The organism is Streptomyces sp. NPDC058052 (assembly GCF_042885515.1).
Lineage (GTDB): Bacteria > Actinomycetota > Actinomycetes > Streptomycetales > Streptomycetaceae > Streptomyces.
Genome location: NZ_JBHVRX010000009.1, coordinates 70,744 through 93,166, shown reverse-complemented (window position 1 = coordinate 93,166; position 22,423 = coordinate 70,744). Strand labels below are relative to the sequence as shown.

General features: G+C 74.1%; 18 protein-coding genes. 10 read left to right on the top strand and 8 right to left on the bottom strand.

All coding sequences use genetic code 11. The features are described from left to right. The first annotated feature begins 20 nt into the window (after positions 1-20). Together ACFVU3_RS15155 and lgt are read left to right on the top strand one after the other, a co-directional pair. Positions 21-842 (top strand): DsbA family protein, encoded by an 822-nt coding sequence (locus ACFVU3_RS15155; protein WP_390066349.1) that lies wholly within the window; start codon positions 21-23, stop codon positions 840-842. 77 nt (positions 843-919) lie between these two features. Beyond that, complete coding sequence (gene lgt / locus ACFVU3_RS15150; protein WP_390066348.1) at positions 920-1,909, top strand: prolipoprotein diacylglyceryl transferase; 990 nt, start codon at positions 920-922, stop codon at positions 1,907-1,909. A 75-nt stretch (positions 1,910-1,984) separates the two neighbouring features. Here the strand turns inward: lgt and ACFVU3_RS15145 are convergent, their stop codons facing one another. The 7 genes from ACFVU3_RS15145 to ACFVU3_RS15115 form a co-directional block, all read right to left on the bottom strand. Further along, positions 1,985-2,800, bottom strand: coding sequence for an HpcH/HpaI aldolase/citrate lyase family protein (locus tag ACFVU3_RS15145; protein ID WP_390066347.1), 816 nt, complete (start codon positions 2,798-2,800; stop codon positions 1,985-1,987). 119 nt (positions 2,801-2,919) lie between these two features. Next, on the bottom strand, positions 2,920-4,131 hold the full coding sequence (locus tag ACFVU3_RS15140) for a CaiB/BaiF CoA transferase family protein (protein WP_390066346.1): 1,212 nt from the start codon (positions 4,129-4,131) through the stop codon (positions 2,920-2,922). Next, a complete protein-coding gene (gene rbsK / locus ACFVU3_RS15135) occupies positions 4,128-5,048 on the bottom strand; it encodes a ribokinase (RefSeq protein ID WP_390066345.1) in 921 nt (306 codons plus the stop codon). Before rbsK ends, ACFVU3_RS15140 begins: the two co-directional genes overlap by 4 nt. Continuing rightward, positions 5,045-6,706: an ADP-ribosylglycohydrolase family protein gene (locus tag ACFVU3_RS15130; RefSeq protein WP_390066344.1), complete on the bottom strand. Its 1,662-nt coding sequence runs from the start codon at positions 6,704-6,706 to the stop codon at positions 5,045-5,047. The genes rbsK and ACFVU3_RS15130 overlap by 4 nt, the downstream gene beginning before the upstream one ends. Then, the gene (locus tag ACFVU3_RS15125; RefSeq protein WP_390066343.1) at positions 6,703-7,854 is read right to left on the bottom strand and encodes an ADP-ribosylglycohydrolase family protein; all 1,152 of its coding nucleotides are present in this window, start codon (positions 7,852-7,854) and stop codon (positions 6,703-6,705) included. Before ACFVU3_RS15125 ends, ACFVU3_RS15130 begins: the two co-directional genes overlap by 4 nt. Further along, positions 7,835-9,430: an ADP-ribosylglycohydrolase family protein gene (locus tag ACFVU3_RS15120; RefSeq protein WP_390066342.1), complete on the bottom strand. Its 1,596-nt coding sequence runs from the start codon at positions 9,428-9,430 to the stop codon at positions 7,835-7,837. Before ACFVU3_RS15120 ends, ACFVU3_RS15125 begins: the two co-directional genes overlap by 20 nt. Next, positions 9,430-10,422: an ADP-ribosylglycohydrolase family protein gene (locus ACFVU3_RS15115; RefSeq protein WP_390066341.1), complete on the bottom strand. Its 993-nt coding sequence runs from the start codon at positions 10,420-10,422 to the stop codon at positions 9,430-9,432. The genes ACFVU3_RS15120 and ACFVU3_RS15115 overlap by 1 nt, the downstream gene beginning before the upstream one ends. A 277-nt stretch (positions 10,423-10,699) precedes the next feature. Here ACFVU3_RS15115 and ACFVU3_RS15110 point away from each other — a divergent pair, with 277 nt between their 5' ends. The 3 genes from ACFVU3_RS15110 to ACFVU3_RS15100 all read left to right on the top strand — a co-directional run bounded on the left by ACFVU3_RS15110 (position 10,700) and on the right by ACFVU3_RS15100 (position 18,014). After that, entirely contained in the window at positions 10,700-11,428 is a 729-nt protein-coding gene (locus ACFVU3_RS15110; protein WP_390066340.1) for a VIT1/CCC1 transporter family protein, read from the top strand. A 558-nt stretch (positions 11,429-11,986) separates the two neighbouring features. Beyond that, a complete protein-coding gene (gltB, locus tag ACFVU3_RS15105) occupies positions 11,987-16,561 on the top strand; it encodes a glutamate synthase large subunit (RefSeq protein ID WP_390066339.1) in 4,575 nt (1,524 codons plus the stop codon). Then, entirely contained in the window at positions 16,554-18,014 is a 1,461-nt protein-coding gene (locus ACFVU3_RS15100; RefSeq protein WP_390066338.1) for a glutamate synthase subunit beta, read from the top strand. Before gltB ends, ACFVU3_RS15100 begins: the two co-directional genes overlap by 8 nt. A gap of 94 nt (positions 18,015-18,108) precedes the next feature. On the opposite strand, the gene ACFVU3_RS15095 is transcribed toward ACFVU3_RS15100, so the two are convergent. Further along, positions 18,109-19,239 carry an LLM class flavin-dependent oxidoreductase gene (locus ACFVU3_RS15095; protein ID WP_390066337.1) on the bottom strand — a complete coding sequence of 377 codons (1,131 nt, stop codon included), beginning with the start codon at positions 19,237-19,239 and terminating at the stop codon, positions 18,109-18,111. A gap of 95 nt (positions 19,240-19,334) precedes the next feature. Between ACFVU3_RS15095 and ACFVU3_RS15090 the strand changes: the two genes are divergently transcribed. The 5 genes from ACFVU3_RS15090 to ACFVU3_RS15070 all read left to right on the top strand — a co-directional run bounded on the left by ACFVU3_RS15090 (position 19,335) and on the right by ACFVU3_RS15070 (position 22,394). Continuing rightward, complete coding sequence (locus ACFVU3_RS15090) at positions 19,335-19,910, top strand: PadR family transcriptional regulator (protein WP_390066336.1); 576 nt, start codon at positions 19,335-19,337, stop codon at positions 19,908-19,910. Between the two features lies 1 nt (position 19,911). Beyond that, a complete protein-coding gene (locus ACFVU3_RS15085) occupies positions 19,912-20,631 on the top strand; it encodes a VWA domain-containing protein (RefSeq protein ID WP_390066335.1) in 720 nt (239 codons plus the stop codon). Between the two features lie 41 nt (positions 20,632-20,672). Next, a complete protein-coding gene (locus ACFVU3_RS15080) occupies positions 20,673-21,050 on the top strand; it encodes a VOC family protein (protein WP_390066334.1) in 378 nt (125 codons plus the stop codon). Between the two features lie 146 nt (positions 21,051-21,196). Beyond that, positions 21,197-21,709, top strand: a complete 513-nt coding sequence (locus ACFVU3_RS15075; protein ID WP_390066333.1) for a pyridoxamine 5'-phosphate oxidase family protein — start codon at positions 21,197-21,199, stop codon at positions 21,707-21,709. A 67-nt stretch (positions 21,710-21,776) separates the two neighbouring features. Next, the gene (locus ACFVU3_RS15070; RefSeq protein WP_390066332.1) at positions 21,777-22,394 is read left to right on the top strand and encodes a TetR/AcrR family transcriptional regulator; all 618 of its coding nucleotides are present in this window, start codon (positions 21,777-21,779) and stop codon (positions 22,392-22,394) included. Positions 22,395-22,423: the final 29 nt, after the last annotated feature.

Genomic DNA, 22,423 nt, shown 5'->3' with positions numbered 1-22,423 from the left:
CCCGGTTCGTTGCTGTGGGCGTGAGCGAGAAGAACCGTGACGGTAGTAACAAGAGCGCGCGGGAGCGCCTCCAGCAGCAGCGCGAGCGCGAGAAGGCCCGCGAGAAGCAGCGGCGGGTCCTGATCGTGACGGCGGGAGTGGTCGGCGTCCTCGGCCTCGCCGCCGTCGTCGGCGTGATCGCCGCCAACAGCGGCAAGGACAGCGACTCGGCCAAGGCCGGCCCCGTCGTCGCCCCCACCGGCGCGATCGAGGGCGACAGGCCGGCCATCCCCACCGGCAAGGCGGACGCCCCGTCCACCCTCCAGATCTGGGAGGACTTCCGCTGCCCCGCCTGCGCCCAGTTCGAGAACGTGATGCGGGACTCCATCCACGAGCTGGAGGCGTCCGGCGCCCTCAGGACCGAGTACCACCTCGCCACCCTCATCGACGGCAACATGGGCGGCAGCGGCTCGCTGCGCGCGGCGAACGCGGCGGCCTGCGCCCAGGACGCCGGCAAGTTCACCGCGTACCACGACACGCTCTACATCAACCAGCCGCAGGAGACCGACGACGCCTTCGGTGACAACGACAAGCTGATCGAGCTGGCGGCCAAGGTCCCCGGCCTCGACACGCCGTCGTTCCGCTCCTGCGTCCAGGACGGCACGCACGACGGCTGGGTCGAGAAGTCCAACGAAGCCTTCCAGGCCGGCGGCTTCCGCGGCACCCCGTCCGTGCTGCTCAACGGAGAATCGATCTTCCCGACCAAGGGCGACGAGCAGATCTCGCCGGAGAACCTGAAGAAGTGGGTCGCCGAGGCCAACAAGGGCAAGAAGCCCGGTTCGGCCTCCCCCTCGGCAAGCTGACCGAGCGGCTTAGTTACCCAGACGTTGCCGGGTGGGCTGCCGTCCCGCCCGCCCGGCAGGGTAGCGTCGGACCTGCCATGGACCTTGCCTACATTCCCAGCCCGTCGACCGGTGTCATCCACCTCGGACCGATTCCGCTGCGCGGCTATGCCTTCTGCATCATCCTCGGTGTCTTCGTCGCCGTCTGGCTCGGCAACAAGCGCTGGATCGCCCGGGGCGGCACCGCCGGCACCGTGGCGGACATCGCCGTGTGGGCCGTGCCCTTCGGCCTCGTCGGCGGCCGGCTCTACCACGTGATCACCGACTACCAGCTGTACTTCAGCGAGGGTGAGAACTGGGTCGACGCCTTCAAGATCTGGGAGGGCGGCCTCGGCATCTGGGGCGCCATCGCCTTCGGCGCCGTCGGCGCCTGGATCGGCTGCCGCCGCCGGGGCATCCCGCTCCCGGCGTACGCGGACGCCATCGCCCCCGGCATCGCCCTCGCCCAGGCCATCGGCCGCTGGGGCAACTGGTTCAACCAGGAGCTGTACGGCAAGCCCACCGACCTGCCGTGGGCGCTGGAGATCACCGAGAGCGCCAACCGCGAGGCCGGGCTCTACCACCCGACCTTCCTCTACGAGTCGCTGTGGTGCGTCGGCGTCGCCGTGCTCGTCATCTGGGCGGACCGCCGCTTCAAGCTGGGCCACGGCCGCGCCTTCGCCCTGTACGTGGCCGCCTACTGCGCCGGCCGCGGCTGGATCGAGTACATGCGCGTCGACGAGGCCCACCACATCCTGGGCCTGCGCCTGAACGTGTGGACCGCGATCATCGTCTTCGTGCTCGCCGTGGTCTACATGGTGGTCTCGGCGCGGGTCCGCCCGGGCCGCGAGGAGATCGTGGAGCCGCGTTCCCGGAAGAAGGTGGACACGGAGAAGGCGGACACGGACGAGGCGGACGACGCCGAGGGCACGGACACCGAGCCGGCCGCCTCCGGCACGGCCGCCCCGGAGGACGCCGGCGAGTCCGCCGGATCCGACGACGTGGAGAACGGCGCCGGGAACGGCGCGGGGTCGGCCGCCAAGGGCTGACACCGCCTCATCGAGCCACGAGGGCCGCCGGGACCTGACAGGTCCCGGCGGCCCTCGCGCGTGCGCGGGGCCGGGTCAGCGGGCGGGCTCCGCGAGGGCGAGGACCCGGTGGGCGCCCGCCACCACCGCCGCGTCCACGAACCGGCCGTCCGCCAGGGCCAGCGCCCCCCGGTCGGCCGCGGCCGCCGCCACCACCGCGCGGGCCGCGTCGACCTCCTGCGGGGTCGGCAGATAGGCCCGCGCGATGACCGGGAGCTGCCGGGGGTGGATGGCCGCCCGGCCGAGGAAGCCCAGCGCCCGGCCCCGCGCGCAGCCGGCCGCGAGGGCGTCGAGGTCGCCGATGTCGGCGTGGACCGACTGCACCGGCGGCGGCAGCCCGGCCGCGCGGGCGGCGACCACGATCCGGCTGCGCGGCCAGTCGAGCCCGCTGTCCTCCCGCACCCCCAGGTCGGCGCGGAGGTCGGCCTCGCCCAGGGAGAGGCCGCGGACCGCCGGGTGGGCGGTGGCGATGGCGTAGGCGTGCTCCACGGCCAGGGCGCTCTCCAGCAGCGGGTAGAGCGGGAGTCCGGGGGCGAGCTCGCTGATCCGGTGGATGTCGGTGGCGTGTGTCACCTTGGGTACACGGAGACCGCCGAGGCCGGGGAGGGAGGCCAGGACGGGGATGTCGCGCGGGGTGTGGATGCGGACGTGCACCGGGACCGGGTGGGTGTCGGAGAGCAGATCGGCGGTGGCGTCGAGGGCGTACGCCTTGCGGTCCTGGGCGACCGCGTCCTCCAGGTCCACGATGACCACGTCGGCGCCGGATCCGAGCGCCTTGCGGACCACCTCGGGCCGGTCGCCGGGCGCGTACAGCCAGGTGAGCGGCGGCCGGCCGCGGTTCCGGCCGTTCACGCCGCCCGGGCGTCCCCGGCCCGGGGACCACGGGCCGGGGGTGCTCGTCCCGGGGACGCCGGAGCCGGGGACGCCCGTGCACCCCGGGCCCGGGACCGGGGTGCCCGTGCCGGGGGAGGTCATACCGCCCCCCGGGCGCGCAGGTCGCCGATCTCGGCCGGCGTGAGACCGGCCGCCGTCAGGACCTCGTCGGTGTCGGCGCCGTGCGGGCGGCCGGCCCAGCGGATCGCGCCGGGGGTCTCGGAGAGCCGGAAGAGCACGTTCTGCATGCGGAGGGGGCCCAGCTCCGGGTCCGGGACCTCGGTGACCGTGCCGAGCGCCTGGTACTGGGGGTCGGCGAGGACGTCCCGGACGTCGTAGACGGGGGCGATCGCCGCCTCCGCCTTCTCGAAGGCGGCCATGGCCTCGTCGCGGGTGTGCCGGGCGATCCACGAGCCGACCGCCTCGTCGAGGACCTCGGCGTGCGCGGCCCGGCCCGTGCCGTCGGCGAACCACGGCTCGTCGATCAGCTCGGCGCGGCCGACCAGGCGCAGCACGCGCTCGGCGATGGACTGCGCCGACGTGGAGACGGCCACCCAGGATCCGTCGGAGGTCCGGTAGGTGTTGCGGGGGGCGTTGTTGCGGGACCGGTTGCCGGTGCGCGGCTGGACGTAGCCGAGCTGGTCGTACCAGAGGGAGTGGGGTCCGATGACGGACAGCATCGGTTCGATGATGGCCATGTCCACGACCTGGCCGTGGCCGGTGGCCGTCCTCGCGGTGAGCGCGGTCATCACCGCGTACGCCGTGGCGAGGGCGGCGATCGAGTCGGCGAGGCCGAAGGGGGGCAGGGTCGGCGGGCCGTCCGGTTCGCCGGTGATGGCGGCGAAGCCGCTCATCGCCTCGGCGAGGGTGCCGAAGCCGGGGCGGTGGGCGTACGGGCCGAACTGGCCGAAGCCGGTGACCCGGGCCAGCACGAGCCGGGGGTTGACCGTGGACAGCTCCTCCCAGCCCAGGCCCCAGCGCTCCAGGGTGCCGGGGCGGAAGTTCTCCACGATCACGTCGGCGTCGGCGGCCAGCCGGAGCAGGGCGTCCCGGCCGCCCGGGGTGGACAGGTCGAGGGTGATGGTCCGCTTGTTGCGGCCGAGGACCTTCCACCACAGGCCGACCCCGTCCTTGGCGGGGCCGTGGCCCCGGGACGGGTCCGGCTTGCGGGGGTGTTCGACCTTCACGACGTCGGCGCCGAAGTCGCCGAGCATCGTGGCGGCCAGCGGCCCGGCGAAGAGCGTCGCCAGATCGAGGACGCGCAGCCCCTGGAGCGGCGGCGCCTTGGTGGCGGGGGGTGCGGTGGTCATACGGGATCGGCCTCCAGGGACTCGGGGGCGTCGAGGGCCGCTTCGATGTCGACCCGGTACGGCATCGAGGTCGAGGCGCCCTCGCGGCGGACGGACAGCGCGGCGGCGGTGCCCGCCCAGGTGAGGGCCTCGGGCGCCGGGCGGCCCTCGCCGAGGGCGACCGCGAGCGCGCCGACGAAGGTGTCGCCGGCCGCGGTGGTGTCGACGGCCCGCACCCGCGGGGCGGGCACGGCGAGCGGTTCGGCGCCGCGCGTCGCGTAGAGGCAGCCGGCGGCGCCGAGGGTGACGACGACCTCGGGGACGGCTTCGAGGAGGGCGAGCGCGGCGGCGTACGGGTCGGCGCGGCCGGTGAGCGCGGTGGCCTCGTGCTCGTTGGGCACCAACAGGTCGGTGAAGTCGAAGAGTTCGGGCGGGAGGGGCTGGGCGGGGGCCGGGGTGAGGACGGTGCGCACCCCGCGGTCCCGCGCGTGGGCGGCGCCCTCGATGACGACGGAGAGGGGGAGTTCGAGCTGGAGGAGGAGCAGGTCGGCGGTGGCGATCAGGGCCTCGTCGCCGCGGGTGAGCGAGGTGACGGAGGCGTTGGCGCCGGGGACGACGACGATCGCGTTGCCGCCCTCGTCGTCGACGACGATGTGCGCGGTGCCGGAGGCCCCTTCGACGGTGCGGAGCAGGTCGGTGTCGACGGAGCAGTGCTCCAGGACGTCCCGGAGCCGGTATCCGAAGTCGTCGGAGCCGACCGCGCCGATCATGGCGACCTCGCCGCCCGCGCGGGCGGCGGCGACCGCCTGGTTGGCGCCCTTGCCGCCGGGGATCGTGCGGAACGAGCGGCCGGTGACGGTCTCGCCGCGCGCCGGGGCCCGGTTCACGTAGGCCACGAGGTCCATGTTGGTGCTCCCGAGCACCACGATGCTGGTCATGGGCGTACTGCCTCCAGGTGGGTCAGGTCGGCGAGGGCGTCGAAACCGATGCCGTCGAAGGTCGGCACCGAGGTGGCGAGCCGGTTCCTCAGGGGGGAGGTCCAGCGGTCCGGGAGCCGGTCGGGGTGCCCGGCGAGGAGACCGGCGACCGAGCCGGCGGTGGCGCCGTTGGAGTCGGTGTCCCAGCCGCCGGAGACGGCCGCGCAGACGGAGCGGGTGAAGTCGCCGCCGGCGTGGGTGAGGGCGGCGGCGAGCAGCGCGCTGTTCGGTACGGCATGGACCCAGTGGTACCCGCCGTACCGGGCGTGCAGCCGGTCCACGACGGTGTCGAGGGCGGGGACGGAGCGGGCGGTGCCGATGCCGAACCGGACGGCCTCCGCCAGCCGGGAGCGGGGCGGGACGACGGAGAGCCCCGCGGCGAGGGCCCGGTGGACGTCGGCGGTGCCGCCCGCGGCGGCGGCCACGGTCGCGGCGACGAACATGGCGCCGTGGACGCCGCTCCCGGTGTGGCTGAGGACGGCGTCCCGGTGCGCCTGGGCGGCGGCCGCGGCCGGGTCGCCGGGGTGGGTCCAGCCGTGGACGTCGGCCCGGATCTGGGCGCCGATCCACTCCCGGAAGGGGTTGCGGCGGAGCGCGGTCAGCGGCGGCTCGACCCCGTCGAGGAGGTTGCGGTAGGCGATCCGCTCGGCGGTGAAGGTGCGTCCCGCGGGGAGTTCGTCGAGCCAGAGGCGGGCCACGTCGGCGGTGGTGAAGCCGCGGCCGTGGCGCCGGAGGAGGAGCAGGGCGAGGAGGGGGTAGTTGAGGTCGTCGTCCTCGGGCATCCCGTCGATGGTCTCGGCGAGCGAGGTGGCGGCGGAGCGGCGGTTCCAGGGGTGGGCCGCCAGCAGTTCCGGCGGGACCCCGCGCGCGGTGAACCAGTCGTCGAGCGGCCAGTTCCCGGCGGCCCGGGCGAGCGCACGGATGGCGTCGAGCGGCAGCTTCTCGACGGGCTTCCCCAGCAGGCATCCGGCGGCCCGGCCGAGCCAGGCGGCGTGCAGCCGGTCGCGGAGGCCGGGGTCGCCCCGGGGCGGGGCGGGGCGGCCGGGGCGGTGGAGCGGTGCGCCGTCGCGGGGCGGGGCCGGCCAGTCAGGGCAGGCGGCGACGATCGCGTCGAGGGCGGTGGGCTCGTCGGGGGCGAGGGGGGAGGGGAGGGCGGCGAGTGCGTCGAGCAGGTCCTCGGCGAGCGGCCGGAGGTCGGGCCGGGGGACGGGGGAGGCGCCGGCGGCGGGCGGTGCGGGGTGCCCGCCTGCCGCGTACCAGCGCGCCGCGATCTCCCGGGCGTCCCGTCCGTCCTCGGCGGCCTGGCGCAGCTCGTGTCCGACGAGGTCCTCGGGCTGTACCCAGGTGAGCCGGACGGGTACGGGCGCCCGCTCGCTCCCGCTTCCGCGAGGCGCCGGACGGGAGGCCCTCGCCCGGGCCGCCCGGCCCGGCCCGCTCGTCCCGGCCGGCCGGCCGGGCGCCGGGGCGGGACCGGCCCCGGCACCCGCCCCCGCACCGGCTCCCGCATCGGCCGTCGCGCGGGGGTGGTGGGCGGATGCTTGACCGGGGGCGGGCGCGGTGCCGGGCCCGGGGGCCGGGGCCGGCGGGGGCGGGGTCCGGTGCGGTGCGGGGTCCGTCATCGGGCCGGGTCCGTCAGCGCGGCGCGGGCGGACTCGCAGGCGCGGCGGCGGGCCGTGTCGCGGGCGAAGACCTCCTGGGCCACGGCGGTCAGGGCGGTCGCCGGGGCGCGCAGGTCGAGACGGCTGGCCTCCGCCACGCGCTTCGCCCACTCGGCGGGGACCGCCGCCTCGCCGCGCAGGGCGCCGGCGACCGCGCCGGCCATGGTGGCGATGGAGTCGCAGTCCCGCCCGTAGTTGACCGCGCCCAGGACCGTGCGGCGGTAGTCGCCCTCGCCGACGAGCAGCATGCCGAGCGCGATCGGCAGCTCCTCGATGGCGTGGAGGCGGGACGGGCGGCGGGCGCCGAGACCGGGGGCGCGGTAGTCGGGGCCGACGGAGTCGTACGGGGCGACCGCCCGGCGCAGCGGGGCCAGGGCCGACTCGAAGTCGCGGTGGCGGTCGGCGACTTCGGCGACCGCCTCGATCGCGGCCCGGGTGCCGTCCTTGGCGAGCGAGAGGGCGGTGTCGACGACCGAGCGCGGGGTGGCGCCGGGGAGGCAGGCCGCCGCGACCGCCGCCGCGAAGACGCCCGCCGCCTCGCGGCCGTACGAGGACTGGTGGGCGCCCGCGACGTCCAGGGCCTCGGCGTAGGCGCCGTGCGGGTCGGCCGCGTTGACCAGGCCGACCGGCGCCATGTACATCGCGGCGCCGCAGTTGACGATGTTCCCGGTGCCGGCCTCGCGCGGGTCGGCGTGACCGTAGTGGAGGCGGGCGACGATCCACTTCTCGGCGAGGAAGATCCGCTGGAGGGGGAGGGCCTCCGCCTCCAGCTCGGGGATCCAGACGGGCGTGCTCATGAGTTCGGGGACGAGGTGGTCCGCGACGGCGTACGCGTCGAGGTGGTCGCGGACCTTCTCGTACACCCGGATCAGCGCGTGGGTCATCAGGGTGTCGTCGGTGACGTGCCCGTCGCCCTTGTGGTACGGCGCGATGGGGCGGGCGGTGCGCCAGGAGTCGCCGTTCCAGGGGCCGACGATGCCGGTGACGCGGCCGCCGTGGCGCTCGGTGATCTGCTCGGGGGTGTACCCCTCCACGGGGCCGCCGAGGGCGTCGCCCACGGCGGCCCCGAGGAGACTTCCGCTGATCCGGTCATCCAGATTGGGTGTCATGTCGGAATTGTCCACCTGGGGGTGCCGGTTCCGTGGTTCCCAGGAGCCCGGCGAGTTCCACCAGGTCGGTGCCGGCGAGACGGGGGAGCGCGCAGCCGGAGAGCGTCCGGCAGGCGTCCCGCCAGCTCGCCGGGACCGAACGGCCGCCGCCCAGCGCGCCGGTGAGCGCGCCGGCCAGGGCGGGCGCGGAGTCGGCGACCCGGGAGAGGCAGGCCGCGGCGGGGACCGCGGCCGTCATCGCGCCGCGCGCGGCGACGGTCAGCGCGAGCGCCACCGGGACGGTCTCGGCGGCGGCGATGCCGTAGCTGTAGACGTGGTCGACGATCTGGTGCTCCAGGAGCGGGACGAGCTCGAACGCCGAACCGGCGGTACGGGCCAGCTCCACGGCGTGCCGGGCGTTGCGGCCGATCTCGGTGGCGGGCGGGAGTTCGGCGAGCGCGGCGGCCACGGCGGTGTCGGCGTCCGCGCCGCCGAGGGCCGCGGCGACGGCCGCCGCGGTGGCGCGGGCGCCGTGCACGCCGTCGCCGTCCTGGGTGTACCGGGCGTCGAACTCGGCGAGTTCGGCCGCGGCGCGCGGATCGCCGGGGTGGACGACCGCGAGGACGGCGGCCCGGACGCAGGCGGCGTCGTCGAAGTAGTGCGGGTTGTCGTGGCCGGTGGCGGGCGGTCGCAGACCGGTGGCCAGATTGCCGAGGCCGGCGCGGACCGAGATGCGGGCGCGGAGGGGGAGGACGGCGGACTCGATCTCGGGGGCGCGGTCGGCGGCGGCCGCGATCTGGCCGGCGAGGTGGTTCCAGGCCACGTCCACGGCGGCGCGGAGCCGGCGCTCGCGGGGGAGGGAGGCGAAGAGCGGGCCGGCGGAGGCCAGCACCGCCTCCGCCGTGAAGGCCGCCCACTCGGCGTCGTCGGAGGGGCCGAGGCGGAGCGGCTCGGGGGGCTGGTTCAGGGCGATCGGGACGGGGAGGGTCGTCGTCGCGTTCTGCTCCGCGAAGGTGTCGAGCTCGCGGGTGAGGCGGCGGGTCCACTCCGGCATCCGGGCGGCGCGGTGCCGCGCGGCGGGCCAGCCGGCGGCGTCGCCCGCGGCGAGGCCGAGGAGGAGGCCCTCGATCCTGCCCCGGTCCCGGGCGGCCCCACCGTCCGGCCGGTGGGCGGCGCCCGGCCGAGGGGGCGTCCGCGGGGCGCGGTCCCCGGTGTCGGCGCCCCGCACCGGCGCCGGGCCCTCCGGGGCGTCGGCCACCGGGACGGCGCCCGGCATCGGGGGCCGCGCCCATCCGCCTCCGGAGGGGGGACTCCCGCGCCCGGCGGAACGACGGCCCACGGCGGGGGCGATGGGGGCGGCGGGGGCCGGGGAGGCGGCGGGCCCGGCCGGGCCCGCCGGGCCCGCCGGGGCGGCCGGGGCGGCGGGGGGCGGGGAGGCGGTGAGACGGGCGGGGGCGGCCGGGGCCGTGAGGTGAGAGGGGCCGGCCGGGGCCGCGGGGGCCGCGGGGGCCGGGGAGGCGGTGAGGCCGGCCGGGGGCGCGGAGTCGGCGGGGGTGGCCGGAGGGGGCGTCGGGGTGTCGGTGAGGTCGGCGTCCATCAGGGGGTTTCCTCTTCGGTCAGGAGGTCGGCGATGTCCAGGACGTGGTAGCCGCGCATCGTGGGGAGGCAGCTGCCGGTCACCGGGGTGATGGCGGAGGCCCATTCCTCCGGGATCGCGGCCGTGCCGCCCGCCGCGCCGGCCAGGGCTCCGGCGACCGCCGCCGTGGTGTCGGCGTCCCGGCCCATGTTCACGGCCGTCAGGACCGCCGTGCGGAAGTCGCCGCGGGCCGCGGCGAAGGCGCCGAAGGCGAGGCCGACCGCCTCCGGGGCGAGGTCGGTCCACGGGTAGCCGCCGATGACGACCGCCGAGCGGACCTGGCGTTCGCGGGTGAGCGGGTCCGGCTGGACGCGCTGGGCGGCGACCACGGCGCGGCGCAGCGAGCGGGCCGTCCAGGAGTCCATGGGGATCACCGAGAGGGCCGCCGCGATCACCGACGTGACGGTCGCGCCGGACATCGCCGCCGCGACGCCCGCGGCCACCGCCTGGCCGCCGTAGATGCCCTCGCCCTCGTGGCTGACGCTGCCGTCGATGGCGACGAGCCGGGCGGCCTCCTCGGGCCGGCCGGCCGCGAAGACGCCGAAGGGGGCGGCCCGCATGGCGAGTCCGTCGCTCCAGGCGTGCCGGTGCTGGGCGGAGATCGGCGCGGCCAGTCCCCGCCGGAGGTTCTCCAGGGTGCCGCGCTCGGAGAAGCCCGCGCCGCGGAAGGGGCCCTCGTCGAGGTCGGCGATCCAGCGGTGCCACGCCTGTTCGACGTGGGCGACGGTGAGTGCCGAGCCGTGCCGGGCGAGGAGCAGCGCGGAGAAGATCGCGTACTCGGTGTCGTCCGTGCCGGCCGGACGGTCCGTCAGGAAGCCCTCGATCCGCCCCCACCGGCGGCGGATCTCGGAGGGCTTCATGTTCTCGGCGGGGGCGCCGAGCGCGTCGCCGACGGCGAGGCCGAGCAGCGCCCCCCTCGCCCGTTCACGGGTGTCGCATGTCGTGGTCACCATTTCCGCGCCCCTTCCTCGGTGCGGGCACCTCTTCGGCGGTACCCCTTCGCCTGGATCTGTGCCACGACCGGCGGACGACTCGCCGGTGGACGCCGTCTGTCACCCGTCTGTCAGTGGGGCGCGTGCTGCTGACGGAGCGTCAAGGAAGGGTCGCCACACTGAGGCGGGCCTTACTAAGTACGGCCTGCCTTGCTGGCGGGCCCCTTACATCGGGCGTATTTTCGAGGGTGTTGGGGGCGGCGGGTGCGACCCGGCCCGCCGGAACGAGGGGAGAGCCATGTCCATCATCGAAGCGCAGGCGCCGCTGCACGAGGCCCACCGCGACAACCACACCCACCGCGACGTGAACGGCGGTTGGCTGCGGCCCGCGGTCTTCGGCGCGATGGACGGCCTGGTCTCGAACCTCGCCCTGATGACCGGTGTCGCCGGCGGCTCCGTCTCCTCGCAGACCATCGTCGTCACCGGCCTCGCCGGACTCGCCGCCGGAGCCTTCTCCATGGCGGCCGGCGAGTACACCTCGGTCGCCTCGCAGCGTGAGCTCGTCCAGGCCGAACTGGACGTGGAGCGCCGCCAGTTGCGCAAGCACCCGATCGACGAGATGGAGGAGCTGGCCGCCCTCTACGTCTCCCGGGGCGTCGAGCCCGCGCTCGCCCGCGAGGTCGCCATGCAGCTGTCGAAGGATCCCGACCAGGCGCTGGAGATCCACGCCCGCGAGGAGCTCGGCATCGACCCCGACGACCTGCCGTCGCCGGCCGTCGCCGCCGTCTCGTCCTTCGGCTCCTTCGCCCTCGGCGCGCTGCTGCCGCTGTTGCCGTACCTGCTCGGCGCGACCGCGCTCTGGCCGGCGGTACTCCTCGCGCTCCTGGGCCTCTTCGCCTGCGGCGCGCTGGTCGCCCGGGTCACCGCGCGCGGCTGGCTCTTCAGCGGTCTGCGCCAGCTGGTCCTCGGCGGTGCCGCGGCGGCCGTCACATACGGCCTCGGCATGGTCTTCGGGGCCGCGCTCTAGGCCGTCCCTCCGGGACCCCGCCGGGCTCGGCCCGGCGCCCCCGGCCGCGGTCGCGGCGCCTGCGCTCCCCGCGCGGCCGGGGGAACGGAATCCGTACCACCGCAGAAGCCCGAGAGGCCCCCGCACGGGGCCTTTCGGGCTTTTCGGGGTGACTTTTCCGGACGAAGGCCGCATTCTCGCTGTGACGTATATCCCTGGTCGGAACCCGCGCGGCGGTGAGACACTATGCACGACGCCACATATGTAGCCGGTTACCCGGCGGTTTCGAACCCGTGACCAACGGGAAAGAGGCAGAAGCGTCGTTGGGCAATGAAGCCCTCCAGAGACGGGCCGGTCCGGCCCCGTCCCCCGCGGAGCAGTCACGGAGCAGTCACTGCCGCCGCACCCCGAGAAAACAGGTGAACGCACACCACCGCTCCGTGGCGGAGGTGTCCGTATGCTGGAACGAGCTATCCGCTAGGCGAGAAGCCCGCCATCATGTAACCTGCACGAAATTTCGCGGAGGGCCAACGTCGTCCCTCGGCATCTGCATATGCCACGACGACGACGGGAGAGCCGATGCGTTCCGACGCCTGGTCGCCCATGGACGGTCGCCCCGCCCCCCAGGGCATGTACGACCCCCGTAACGAGCACGACGCCTGCGGTGTCGGGTTCGTGGCCACCCTCACCGGTGTGGCCAGCCACGCGCTGGTCGAGCAGGCGCTGACCGTACTGCGCAACCTCGAGCACCGCGGCGCCACCGGCTCCGAGCCGGACTCCGGCGACGGCGCCGGCATCCTGTTCCAGGTCCCGGACGCCTTCTTCCGCGAGGTCACCGGTTTCGAACTGCCCGAGGCCGGCGCGTACGCGGTGGGCACCGCCTTCCTCCCCGTCGACACCGCCGACGAGGCCGCCGCCGCGATCGAGGCGATCGCCGCCGAGGAGGGCCTCACCGTCCTCGGCTGGCGCGAGGTCCCCGTCGCCCCCGGCCTGCTCGGCGCCACCGCCCGCTCCACCATGCCGGTCTTCCGCCAGGTCTTCGTGACCGACGGAGAGAGCACCGGCATCGCGCTGGACCGCAAGGCGTTCGTGCTCCGCAAGCGCGCCGAGCGCGAGGCCGCGACGTACTTCCCGTCGCTCTCCGCCCGCACCCTCGTCTACAAGGGGATGCTCACCACCGGGCAGCTGGAGCCCTTCTTCCCGGACCTGTCGGACCGGCGCCTGGCCTCCGCCATCGCCCTCGTCCACTCCCGGTTCTCCACCAACACCTTCCCGAGCTGGCCGCTCGCCCACCCGTACCGCTTCGTCGCCCACAACGGCGAGATCAACACGGTCAAGGGCAACCGCAACTGGATGACCGCCCGCGAGGCCCAGCTCGCCACCGACGTCTTCGGCGCGAGCGGCGACGGCAAGGGCCTGGACCGGATCTTCCCGATCTGCACCCCGGACGCCTCCGACACCGCCTCCTTCGACGAGGTCCTGGAGCTGCTCCACCTCGGCGGCCGCTCGCTGCCGCACGCCGTCCTGATGATGGTCCCCGAGGCGTGGGAGAACCACGACTCCATGGACCCCGCGCGGCACGCCTTCTACCAGTACCACTCCACGATGATGGAGCCCTGGGACGGTCCCGCCTGCGTCACCTTCACCGACGGCGTCCAGGTCGGCGCGGTCCTCGACCGCAACGGTCTGCGCCCCGGCCGCTACTGGGTCACCGACGAGGGCCTCGTCGTCCTCTCCTCCGAGGTCGGCGTCCTCGACATCGACCCCGCCAAGGTCGTCCGCAAGGGCCGCCTCCAGCCCGGCAAGATGTTCCTCGTCGACACCGCCGAGCACCGCATCATCGAGGACGACGAGATCAAGGCCGGCCTCGCCGCCGAGCAGCCCTACGCCGAGTGGCTGGAGACCGGGGAGATCGAGCTCTCCGACCTCCCCGAGCGCGAGCACATCGTGCACACCCACGCCTCGGTCACCCGCCGCCAGCAGACCTTCGGCTACACCGAGGAAGAGCTCCGCGTCATCCTCGCCCCGATGGCCCGCTCCGGCCTGGAGCCCATCGGCTCCATGGGCACCGACTCCCCGATCGCGGCCCTCTCCGAGCGCCCCCGGCTGCTCTTCGACTACTTCACCCAGCTGTTCGCGCAGGTCACCAACCCGCCGCTGGACGCCATCCGTGAAGAGCTCGTCACCTCGCTGCGCTCCTCCCTCGGTCCCCAGGGCAACCTGCTCGACCCGACCGCGGCCTCCTGCCGCAGCGTCACCCTGCCCTTCCCGGTGATCGACAACGACGAGCTCGCCAAGCTCATCCACATCAACCACGACGGCGACATGCCGGGCATGAAGGCCGCCACGCTCTCCGGCCTCTACCGGGTCTCCGGCGGCGGCGACGCCCTCGCCGCCCGCATCGACGCCATCTGCGCCGAGGCCGACGCGGCGATCGAGGGCGGCGCCCGCCTGATCGTCCTCTCCGACCGGCACTCCGACGCCGAGCACGCGCCGATCCCGTCGCTGCTGCTCACCGCCGCCGTCCACCACCACCTCATCCGCACCAAGCAGCGCACCATGGTGGGCCTGCTGGTCGAGGCCGGCGACGTCCGCGAGGTCCACCACGTCGCCCTGCTCATCGGCTACGGCGCCGCGGCGGTCAACCCGTACCTCGCCATGGAGTCCGTCGAGGACCTGCTCCGCGCCGGCACCTTCCTCAGCGACGTCGAGCCCGAGCAGGCCATCCGCAACCTGATCTACGCCCTCGGCAAGGGCGTCCTCAAGGTCATGTCGAAGATGGGCATCTCCACGGTCGCCTCCTACCGCGGCGCCCAGGTCTTCGAGGCCGTCGGCCTCGACGAGGCGTTCGTCGCCCGGTACTTCAACGGCACCGCCACCAAGATCGGCGGCGCCGGCCTGGAGGTCGTCGCCAAGGAGGTCGCCGCCCGCCACGCCAAGGCGTACCCGGCCACCGGCATCGCCTCCGCGCACCGCGCCCTGGAGATCGGCGGCGAGTACCAGTGGCGCCGCGAGGGCGAGCCGCACCTCTTCGACCCGGAGACCGTCTTCCGCCTCCAGCACGCCACGCGGAACAAGCGGTACGACATCTTCAAGCAGTACACGGACCGGGTGAACGAGCAGTCCGAGCGCCTGATGACGCTCCGCGGCCTGTTCGGCTTCGCGAGCGAGGGCCGCACGCCGATCTCCGTCGACGAGGTCGAGCCGGTCTCCGAGATCGTCAAGCGCTTCTCGACCGGCGCCATGTCGTACGGCTCCATCTCGCAGGAGGCGCACGAGACCCTCGCCATCGCCATGAACCAGCTCGGCGGCAAGTCGAACACCGGTGAGGGCGGCGAGGACCCGGACCGCCTGTACGACCCGGCGCGCCGCTCCGCGATCAAGCAGGTCGCCTCCGGCCGCTTCGGCGTCACCTCCGAGTACCTGGTCAACGCCGACGACATCCAGATCAAGATGGCCCAGGGCGCCAAGCCCGGCGAGGGCGGCCAGCTGCCCGGCCACAAGGTCTACCCGTGGGTCGCCAGGACGCGTCACTCGACGCCCGGTGTCGGCCTCATCTCGCCGCCGCCGCACCACGACATCTACTCCATCGAGGATCTGGCCCAGCTGATCCACGACCTCAAGAACGCCAACCCGGCGGCCCGCATCCACGTGAAGCTGGTCTCCGAGGTCGGCGTCGGCACGGTCGCGGCCGGCGTGTCCAAGGCCCACGCGGACGTCGTCCTCATCTCCGGCCACGACGGCGGCACCGGTGCCTCCCCGCTCACCTCGCTGAAGCACGCGGGCGGCCCCTGGGAGCTCGGCCTCGCCGAGACCCAGCAGACGCTGCTGCTCAACGGCCTGCGGGACCGGATCGTCGTCCAGACCGACGGTCAGCTGAAGACCGGCCGCGACGTCGTCATCGCCGCGCTGCTCGGCGCCGAGGAGTTCGGTTTCGCGACCGCGCCGCTCGTCGTCTCCGGCTGCGTCATGATGCGCGTCTGCCACCTGGACACCTGCCCGGTCGGCATCGCCACCCAGAACCCGGTCCTGCGCGACCGCTTCTCCGGCAAGGCCGAGTACGTCGTCAACTTCTTCGAGTTCATCGCGCAGGAGGTCCGCGAGCTCCTCGCCGAGCTGGGCTTCCGCACCATCGAGGAGGCCGTCGGCCACGCCGAGCTGCTCGACACCAGCCGCGCCGTCACCCACTGGAAGGCGCAGGGCCTCGACCTGGAGCCGCTCTTCTACGTGCCGGAGCTGGCCGAGGGCGCGGTCCGCCACGCCCTGGTCGAGCAGGACCACGGCCTGGAGAAGGCGCTCGACAACGAGCTGATCCAGCTCGCCGCCGAGGCGCTGGGCGCCGCCTCCGCCGAGGAGGCCCAGCCGGTCCGCGCGCAGGTCGCGATCCGCAACATCAACCGCACGGTCGGCACCATGCTCGGCCACGAGGTGACGAAGAAGTTCGGCGGCGCCGGCCTCCCGGCCGACACCATCGACCTCACCTTCACCGGCTCCGCCGGCCAGTCGTTCGGCGCCTTCCTGCCGTCCGGCGTGACCCTCCGCCTGGAGGGCGACGCCAACGACTTCGTCGGCAAGGGCCTCTCCGGCGGCCGCGTGATCGTCCGCCCGGACCGCGGCGCCGACCACCTGGCCGAGTACTCCACCATCGCGGGCAACACCATCGCGTACGGCGCCACCGGCGGCGAGCTCTTCCTGCGCGGCCGCACCGGCGAGCGCTTCTGCGTCCGCAACTCCGGTGCCCTGGTCGTCTCGGAGGGCGTGGGCGACCACGGCTGCGAGTACATGACCGGCGGCACGGCGGTCGTCCTCGGCGAGACCGGCCGCAACTTCGCGGCGGGCATGTCCGGCGGCGTCGCCTTCGTGATCGACCTCGACCGGTCCCACGTCAACTCCGGCAACCTCGGAGCGATCGAGACCCCGTCGGAGACCGACGCGGCCTGGCTGCACGACGTCGTGCGCCGGCACCAGGAGGAGACCGGCTCCACCGTGGCCGAGAAGCTCCTGGCCGACTGGGACGCGGCGGTGAGCCGCTTCAGCAAGATCATCCCGACCACGTACAAGGCAGTGCTCGCCGCCAAGGACGCCGCTGAGCTCGCCGGTCTCTCCGAGCGGGAGACCACCGAGAAGATGATGGAGGCGGCGACCCATGGCTGACCCGAAGGGCTTCCTCACCACCGGCCGCGAGGTCGCCGAGACCCGCCCCGTCGCGGAGCGCCTCCGCGACTGGAACGAGGTCTACGTCCCCGGCTCCCTGCTGCCGATCATCAGCAAGCAGGCCGGCCGCTGCATGGACTGCGGCATCCCGTTCTGCCACAACGGCTGCCCGCTCGGGAACCTCATCCCCGAGTGGAACGACTACGCCTACCGCGAGGACTGGTCGGCGGCGTCCGAGCGCCTCCACGCCACCAACAACTTCCCGGAGTTCACCGGCCGCCTGTGCCCGGCTCCGTGCGAGTCGGCGTGCGTGCTCGGCATCAACCAGCCGGCCGTCACCATCAAGAACGTCGAAGTCTCCATCATCGACAAGGCGTGGGACGCCAACGACGTCAGGCCGCAGGCGCCCGAGCGCCTCTCCGGCAAGACCGTCGCCGTCATCGGCTCCGGCCCGGCGGGCCTCGCCGCCGCCCAGCAGCTGACCCGGGCCGGCCACACCGTGGTCGTGTACGAGCGCGCCGACCGCATCGGCGGCCTGCTGCGCTACGGCATCCCCGAGTTCAAGATGGAGAAGCGCCACATCAACCGCCGCATCGAGCAGATGCGCGCGGAGGGCACCAAGTTCCGCACCGGCGTCGAGGTCGGCCGCGACGTCACCGCCACCGACCTGCGCAAGCGGTTCGACGCGGTCGTGGTCGCCGCCGGCGCCACCACCGCCCGCGACCTGCCCGTGCCGGGCCGCGAGCTCAAGGGCATCCACCAGGCGATGGAGTACCTGCCGCTCGCCAACAAGGTCGTCGAGGGCGACTTCGTGGCCGCGCCGATCACCGCCGAGGGCAAGCACGTCGTCGTCATCGGCGGCGGCGACACCGGCGCCGACTGCGTCGGCACCGCCCACCGCCAGGGCGCGGCCTCCGTCACCCAGCTGGAGATCATGCCGAAGCCGGGCGAGGAGCGGAACGCCAACCAGCCCTGGCCGACCTTCCCCATGCTGTACAAGGTCACCTCGGCGCACGAGGAGGGCGGCGAGCGGGTCTACTCCGTCTCCACCACCCACTTCGAGGGCGACGAGGACGGCAACGTCCAGTTCCTCCACCTGGTCGAGGTCGAGTTCGTCGGCGGCAAGCTGACCCAGAAGCCCGGCACCGAGCGGAAGATCCCCGCCCAGCTGGTCACCCTCGCCATGGGCTTCACCGGCACGGACGTCCAGAACGGCCTGGTCGCCCAGTTCGGCGTCGACCTCGACGAGCGGGGCAACATCGCCCGCGACGCCGAGTTCGCCACCAACGTCGACGGCGTCTACGTCGCCGGCGACGCCGGCCGCGGCCAGTCGCTGATCGTCTGGGCCATCGCCGAGGGCCGCTCCGCCGCCCGCGGCGTGGACCGCTACCTCACCGGCGCCAGCTCCCTGCCGGCCCCGATCCGCCCGACGGACCGCTCGCTGCTGGTCTGACGCATCCCGGCTGTCCCGTACAACGACGTACGGAACTGCACGACGCCCGCCCCGCCGTCCCCGACCAAGGACACCGGGGGCGGGCGTCGTGGCGTCACCCGTGCGGTTCCCGTGGCGCGCGGAAGCGCGGGATGACCCGCTCGCCCCACTGGCGGATCGTCTCCAGGCAGACCTCCTGCGGCACCGTGCCCATCTGGATCAGGCACATCACCTCGTCGACGCCGATCAGGCGGAGCCGTTCCACGTAGGCGACCGCCGTCTCCGCGTCGCCGTAGGCGTGATCGGTGTGGTACGTGCCGGTGTCGACCGGACGGGCCGGGACGTCGGCCGCGTGCAGCCGCGCCACCAGGGCGTCCCGCCGGCCGGCGAGCGCCGCCGTATGGTCCTCGTCCTCCGCGTACCCGGTGGGGGCGGGGCCGCCGCCGTACCAGTGGGCGATCGACTCGGCGAAGAAGCGCTGGCCGCGGGTGCCGAGCCGGAACGCGCGGGCCGCGTCGTCGAGGACGATCGTCGGACAGAGCGCCGAGAAGTGGTCGTTGACCTCCGTGGAGACGAACCGTGAGCCGTCCCGGGCGGCCAGCGCCTCGTCGTACACCGTCCGCATCGCCCGTACGTCGTCGGCGCCCGCGAAGCCCAGCACCAGCGCCCCGATCCCGAGTTCGGCGGCCTGCCGCAGCGACGCGTGCTGCGAGCAGGCCATGAAGAGCGGCGGATGCGGGGTCTGGACCGGGCGGGGCAGGACCGCGCCGGGACCGATGTCGAGCGTCCCGTGCCACTCGAACTCCTCCTCCCGCCAGGCCGCCGCCAGGATCCGCAGCGCCTCCTCGGTCTGCGGCCGGGTGTCCTCGGGACGCACCCCGAACATGCTCATCTCCCGGCGGGTCGCGCCCCGCCCGGCGCCGATGTCGACCCGGCCGCCGGAGAGGACGTCGAGCATCGCGGTCCGCTCGGCCACCCGGACCGGGTGCTGGTAGCCGAACGGCATGGTCACCACGCCGTGCCCGACGCGGATCCGTTCGGTCCTGGCCGCCACCCAGGTCAGGAAGATCTCGGACGCGCTCATGTGCGCGTACCGGGTGAGGGAGTGGTGCTCCACCGCCCAGATCCGGTCGAAGCCCATCTCCTCGGCGAGGACGGCCTGTTCGACGCAGTCGCGGAGCACCTGGTGCTCATGGGCGGGGGCCGGGTCGACGAGCTGTGCTTCGAAGATCATGGAGAACTTCACGGGCTGCTCCTCCCGTTCGCGGATCCCGCTGTATGCCGGATCGAAATACTTCTAGCAGTCATAGGGAGGAGGCGGAAGGGCCGTACACTGCCGTCGTGGTGGACGACCAGAGCGTGCCCGAGCTTCCCGCGACGAGCTGGGCCGTGCTCGGACTGCTCTCCTTCGGACGGGAGTTGTCCGGCTACGACTGCAAGAAATGGGCCGACCGCTCGCTCGGACTCTTCTACTGGAGCCCGTCCTTCAGCCAGATCTACAGCGAGCTGCGCCGTCTGGAGACCACCGGCTACGCCACCTCCCGCCTCGTCGCCCCCGACTCCGGCAGCCGCGACAAGCGGGTCTACCGCATCACCGGCGAGGGCCTGGCCGCCGTCCGCGCCTGGGCCGGAACCGCCCCCGTCGACCCGCCCGTCCTCAAGCACGGGCCGCTGCTGCGGCTCTGGCTCGGCCACCTCCTGGAACCCGCCCGGGTCCGGGAGATCCTGACCACCCACCGCGACCACGCCGAGTCCCTGCGCCGGCGCGCCGCCGCCGACGCGGCCGAGGCGGGGGCGGACGAGACGTGGGCGTACCCGCTGCTCACCCTCACCTGGGCCGAGCGGTACCACGCCGCCGAACGCGACCTGGCCGACGCCATGCTCGCCGACATCGAGAGAGCCGAGGGGGAGCGCTGAGATGGCACTGAGCCTGCGCAAGGTGGAGGAGACCGCGCCCGCGCTGGTCAGCCTGTACAAGTCGGCGGGGGAGTCGCTGCGCCGGCACGGCGTCGACGGGCAGCGCGTCGCCGTCTACCTGGTGGTCGACTACTCCGGCTCGATGAAGCCGTACTACGCCGACGGCAGCGTCCAGGCCCTCGCCGACCGGGTCCTCGGGCTCTCCGCCCAGCTCGACGACGACGGCCGGGTGCCGGTCGTCTTCTTCTCCACCGACGTCGACGCCGAGACCGAGATCCGGATCGACGACCACCAGGGCCGGGTCGAGCGGATCGTCGCCGGGCTCGGCCACATGGGCAGGACCAGCTACCACCTCGCCATGGACGCGGTCATCGACCACTATCTCGACAGCGGGGCCACCGCGCCCGCCCTCGTCGTCTTCCAGACCGACGGCGGCCCCATCAACCGGCTCGCCGCCGAGCGGTACGTCTGCAAGGCGGCCCGGCTGCCGCTCTTCTGGCAGTTCGTCGGCTTCGGCGACCCCGGCAGCAAGCAGTTCGACTTCCTGCGCCGGCTCGACGAACTCGCCGTCCCCGAACGCCGGTGCGTCGACAACTCCGGCTTCTTCCACGCCGGGAAGGACCCCGGCCGGGTCGCGGACGGGGAGCTGTACGACCGGCTGGTCGCCGAGTTCCCCCGGTGGCTCGCCGCCGCCCGCGCGCAGGGCATCGTCCGCGGCTGAAAGCGGTGGCCGGGGCCGCGGGCGCGGAGGATCATGGCCGCATGAGTTCTCTCGTACGCCACGTGACCATCGACTGCGCCGACGCCTACGCCCTCGCCGAGTTCTGGGCGAAGGTGCTGGACTCCAAGGTCTCCGACGACGACGCGCCCGGCGACCCCGAGGCCCTCGTCGAGTCGGAGGGGGCCGGTCTCCTCTTCATCCGCGTCCCGGAGCCGAAGGCCGTCAAGAACCGCGTCCACCTCGACCTCCAGCCGCAGGACCGCACCCGCGACGAGGAGGTCGAGCGGCTGCTCGCCCTCGGCGCGACCCTCGTCGGCGACCACCGGAACCCGGACGGCACGGGCTGGGCGACCCTGGCCGACCCGGAGGGCAACGAGTTCTGCGTGGAGCGCAGCAAGGCGGAGCGGGCCGGCTCCTAGGCCCCCCTTGCGGATCAGGCCGGACGAGGGAGCGGCGCGTCGTGTCGTCGGCCCGGACCCGGGCCGCCCCTTCCGGATCCCGGCGGGAGCGGGCGTCCGGAGCAATCCGGACAGTGGATGTCGGGTATCCGGTGTTTCCTGAAGCCATGCGAGACACCGGAACCACCACCTGGGCCGCCTTCGCGACCGCCGAGCCCGCGCTGGCCGCCACCGTGCGGGAGCGCTTCGGGCAGTACACCCACCACGCCCTCGCCACCCTCCGCAAGGACGGCTCGCCGCGGCTGAGCGGCATCGAGGCCGACTTCCGGGACGGCGAGCTGTGGCTCGGCATGATGCCGAACTCGCGGAAGGCCCTCGACCTCCGGCGCGACCCGCGGTTCGCGCTGCTCGCCAACCCGGGCGGCGGCACGGACATGGGCGGCGGGGACGTCCGGATCTCCGGGCGGGCCGTCGAGGTCACCGATCCGGACGAGCTCGCCCGGTACGCCGCCGAGGCCGGGGCGCCGCTGCCCTTCCACCTCTTCCGGGCCGAGCCCGCCGAGGTCGTGAGGACCTGGGTGGAGGGCGAGGAGATCTGCTTCACCACCTGGCGCCCGGGACGCCCGCTCCGGACGCTGCGGCGCGGCAACGACGACGCCCCGCCGCGCGCGGACGGCTGAGGCGCACCCGGACGGGTTCCGGAGGGCGTACGGCGGCGGCCGGCCCCGGAGCGACGACAATGGGCGGGTGTCAGCGACCAAGAAAAAGAACCCGGTGAACGCCGCCGCGCCCGAGCGGCGCCGCGAACTCCTCGACACCGCCGCCGAGGTGTTCGCGGCCCAGGGGTACAACGCCACCACCGTCCGCAAGATCGCGGACGCCGCCGGCATGCTCGCCGGCAGCCTCTACTATCACTTCGACTCCAAGGAGTCGATGCTCGACGAGATCCTGTCCACCTTCCTCACCGAGCTGTGGGAGGGGTACGACGCCGTCCTCGCCGCCGGCCTCGGCCCCCGGGAGACCATCGAGGCCCTCGTCACCGAGTCCTTCCGGGAGATCGACCGGCACCGCGCCGCCGTCGCCATCTACCAGAAGGAGTCCCGGCACCTCACCGACCTGCCCCGCTTCGCCTACCTCGCGGACTCGCAGAGCCGGTTCGAGAAGGCGTGGCTCGGCACCCTGGAGCGCGGGGTCGCGGACGGCGTGTTCCGCGCCGACCTCGACATCCGGCTCACCTACCGCTTCGTCCGCGACACCGTCTGGGTCGCGGCCTCCTGGTACCGGCCCGGCGGACGGCACACCCCCGAGGAGATCGCCCGCCAGTACCTGTCGATGGTCCTGGACGGCATCGCCCTCCGCGCCTGACCGCCGCCGGCGGTACGCGGGCGGGCGCG

Coding starts and splice junctions, on each gene's coding strand:
- lgt (WP_390066348.1), top strand. CDS start 920: ATGGACCTTGCCTACATTCCCAGCCCGTCGACCGGTGTCATCCACCTC.
- ACFVU3_RS15140 (WP_390066346.1), bottom strand. CDS start 4,131: ATGACCACCGCACCCCCCGCCACCAAGGCGCCGCCGCTCCAGGGGCTG.
- rbsK (WP_390066345.1), bottom strand. CDS start 5,048: ATGACCAGCATCGTGGTGCTCGGGAGCACCAACATGGACCTCGTGGCC.
- ACFVU3_RS15130 (WP_390066344.1), bottom strand. CDS start 6,706: ATGACGGACCCCGCACCGCACCGGACCCCGCCCCCGCCGGCCCCGGCC.
- ACFVU3_RS15125 (WP_390066343.1), bottom strand. CDS start 7,854: ATGACACCCAATCTGGATGACCGGATCAGCGGAAGTCTCCTCGGGGCC.
- ACFVU3_RS15120 (WP_390066342.1), bottom strand. CDS start 9,430: ATGGACGCCGACCTCACCGACACCCCGACGCCCCCTCCGGCCACCCCC.
- ACFVU3_RS15115 (WP_390066341.1), bottom strand. CDS start 10,422: ATGGTGACCACGACATGCGACACCCGTGAACGGGCGAGGGGGGCGCTG.
- ACFVU3_RS15110 (WP_390066340.1), top strand. CDS start 10,700: ATGTCCATCATCGAAGCGCAGGCGCCGCTGCACGAGGCCCACCGCGAC.
- gltB (WP_390066339.1), top strand. CDS start 11,987: ATGCGTTCCGACGCCTGGTCGCCCATGGACGGTCGCCCCGCCCCCCAG.
- ACFVU3_RS15100 (WP_390066338.1), top strand. CDS start 16,554: ATGGCTGACCCGAAGGGCTTCCTCACCACCGGCCGCGAGGTCGCCGAG.
- ACFVU3_RS15085 (WP_390066335.1), top strand. CDS start 19,912: ATGGCACTGAGCCTGCGCAAGGTGGAGGAGACCGCGCCCGCGCTGGTC.
- ACFVU3_RS15080 (WP_390066334.1), top strand. CDS start 20,673: ATGAGTTCTCTCGTACGCCACGTGACCATCGACTGCGCCGACGCCTAC.
- ACFVU3_RS15075 (WP_390066333.1), top strand. CDS start 21,197: ATGCGAGACACCGGAACCACCACCTGGGCCGCCTTCGCGACCGCCGAG.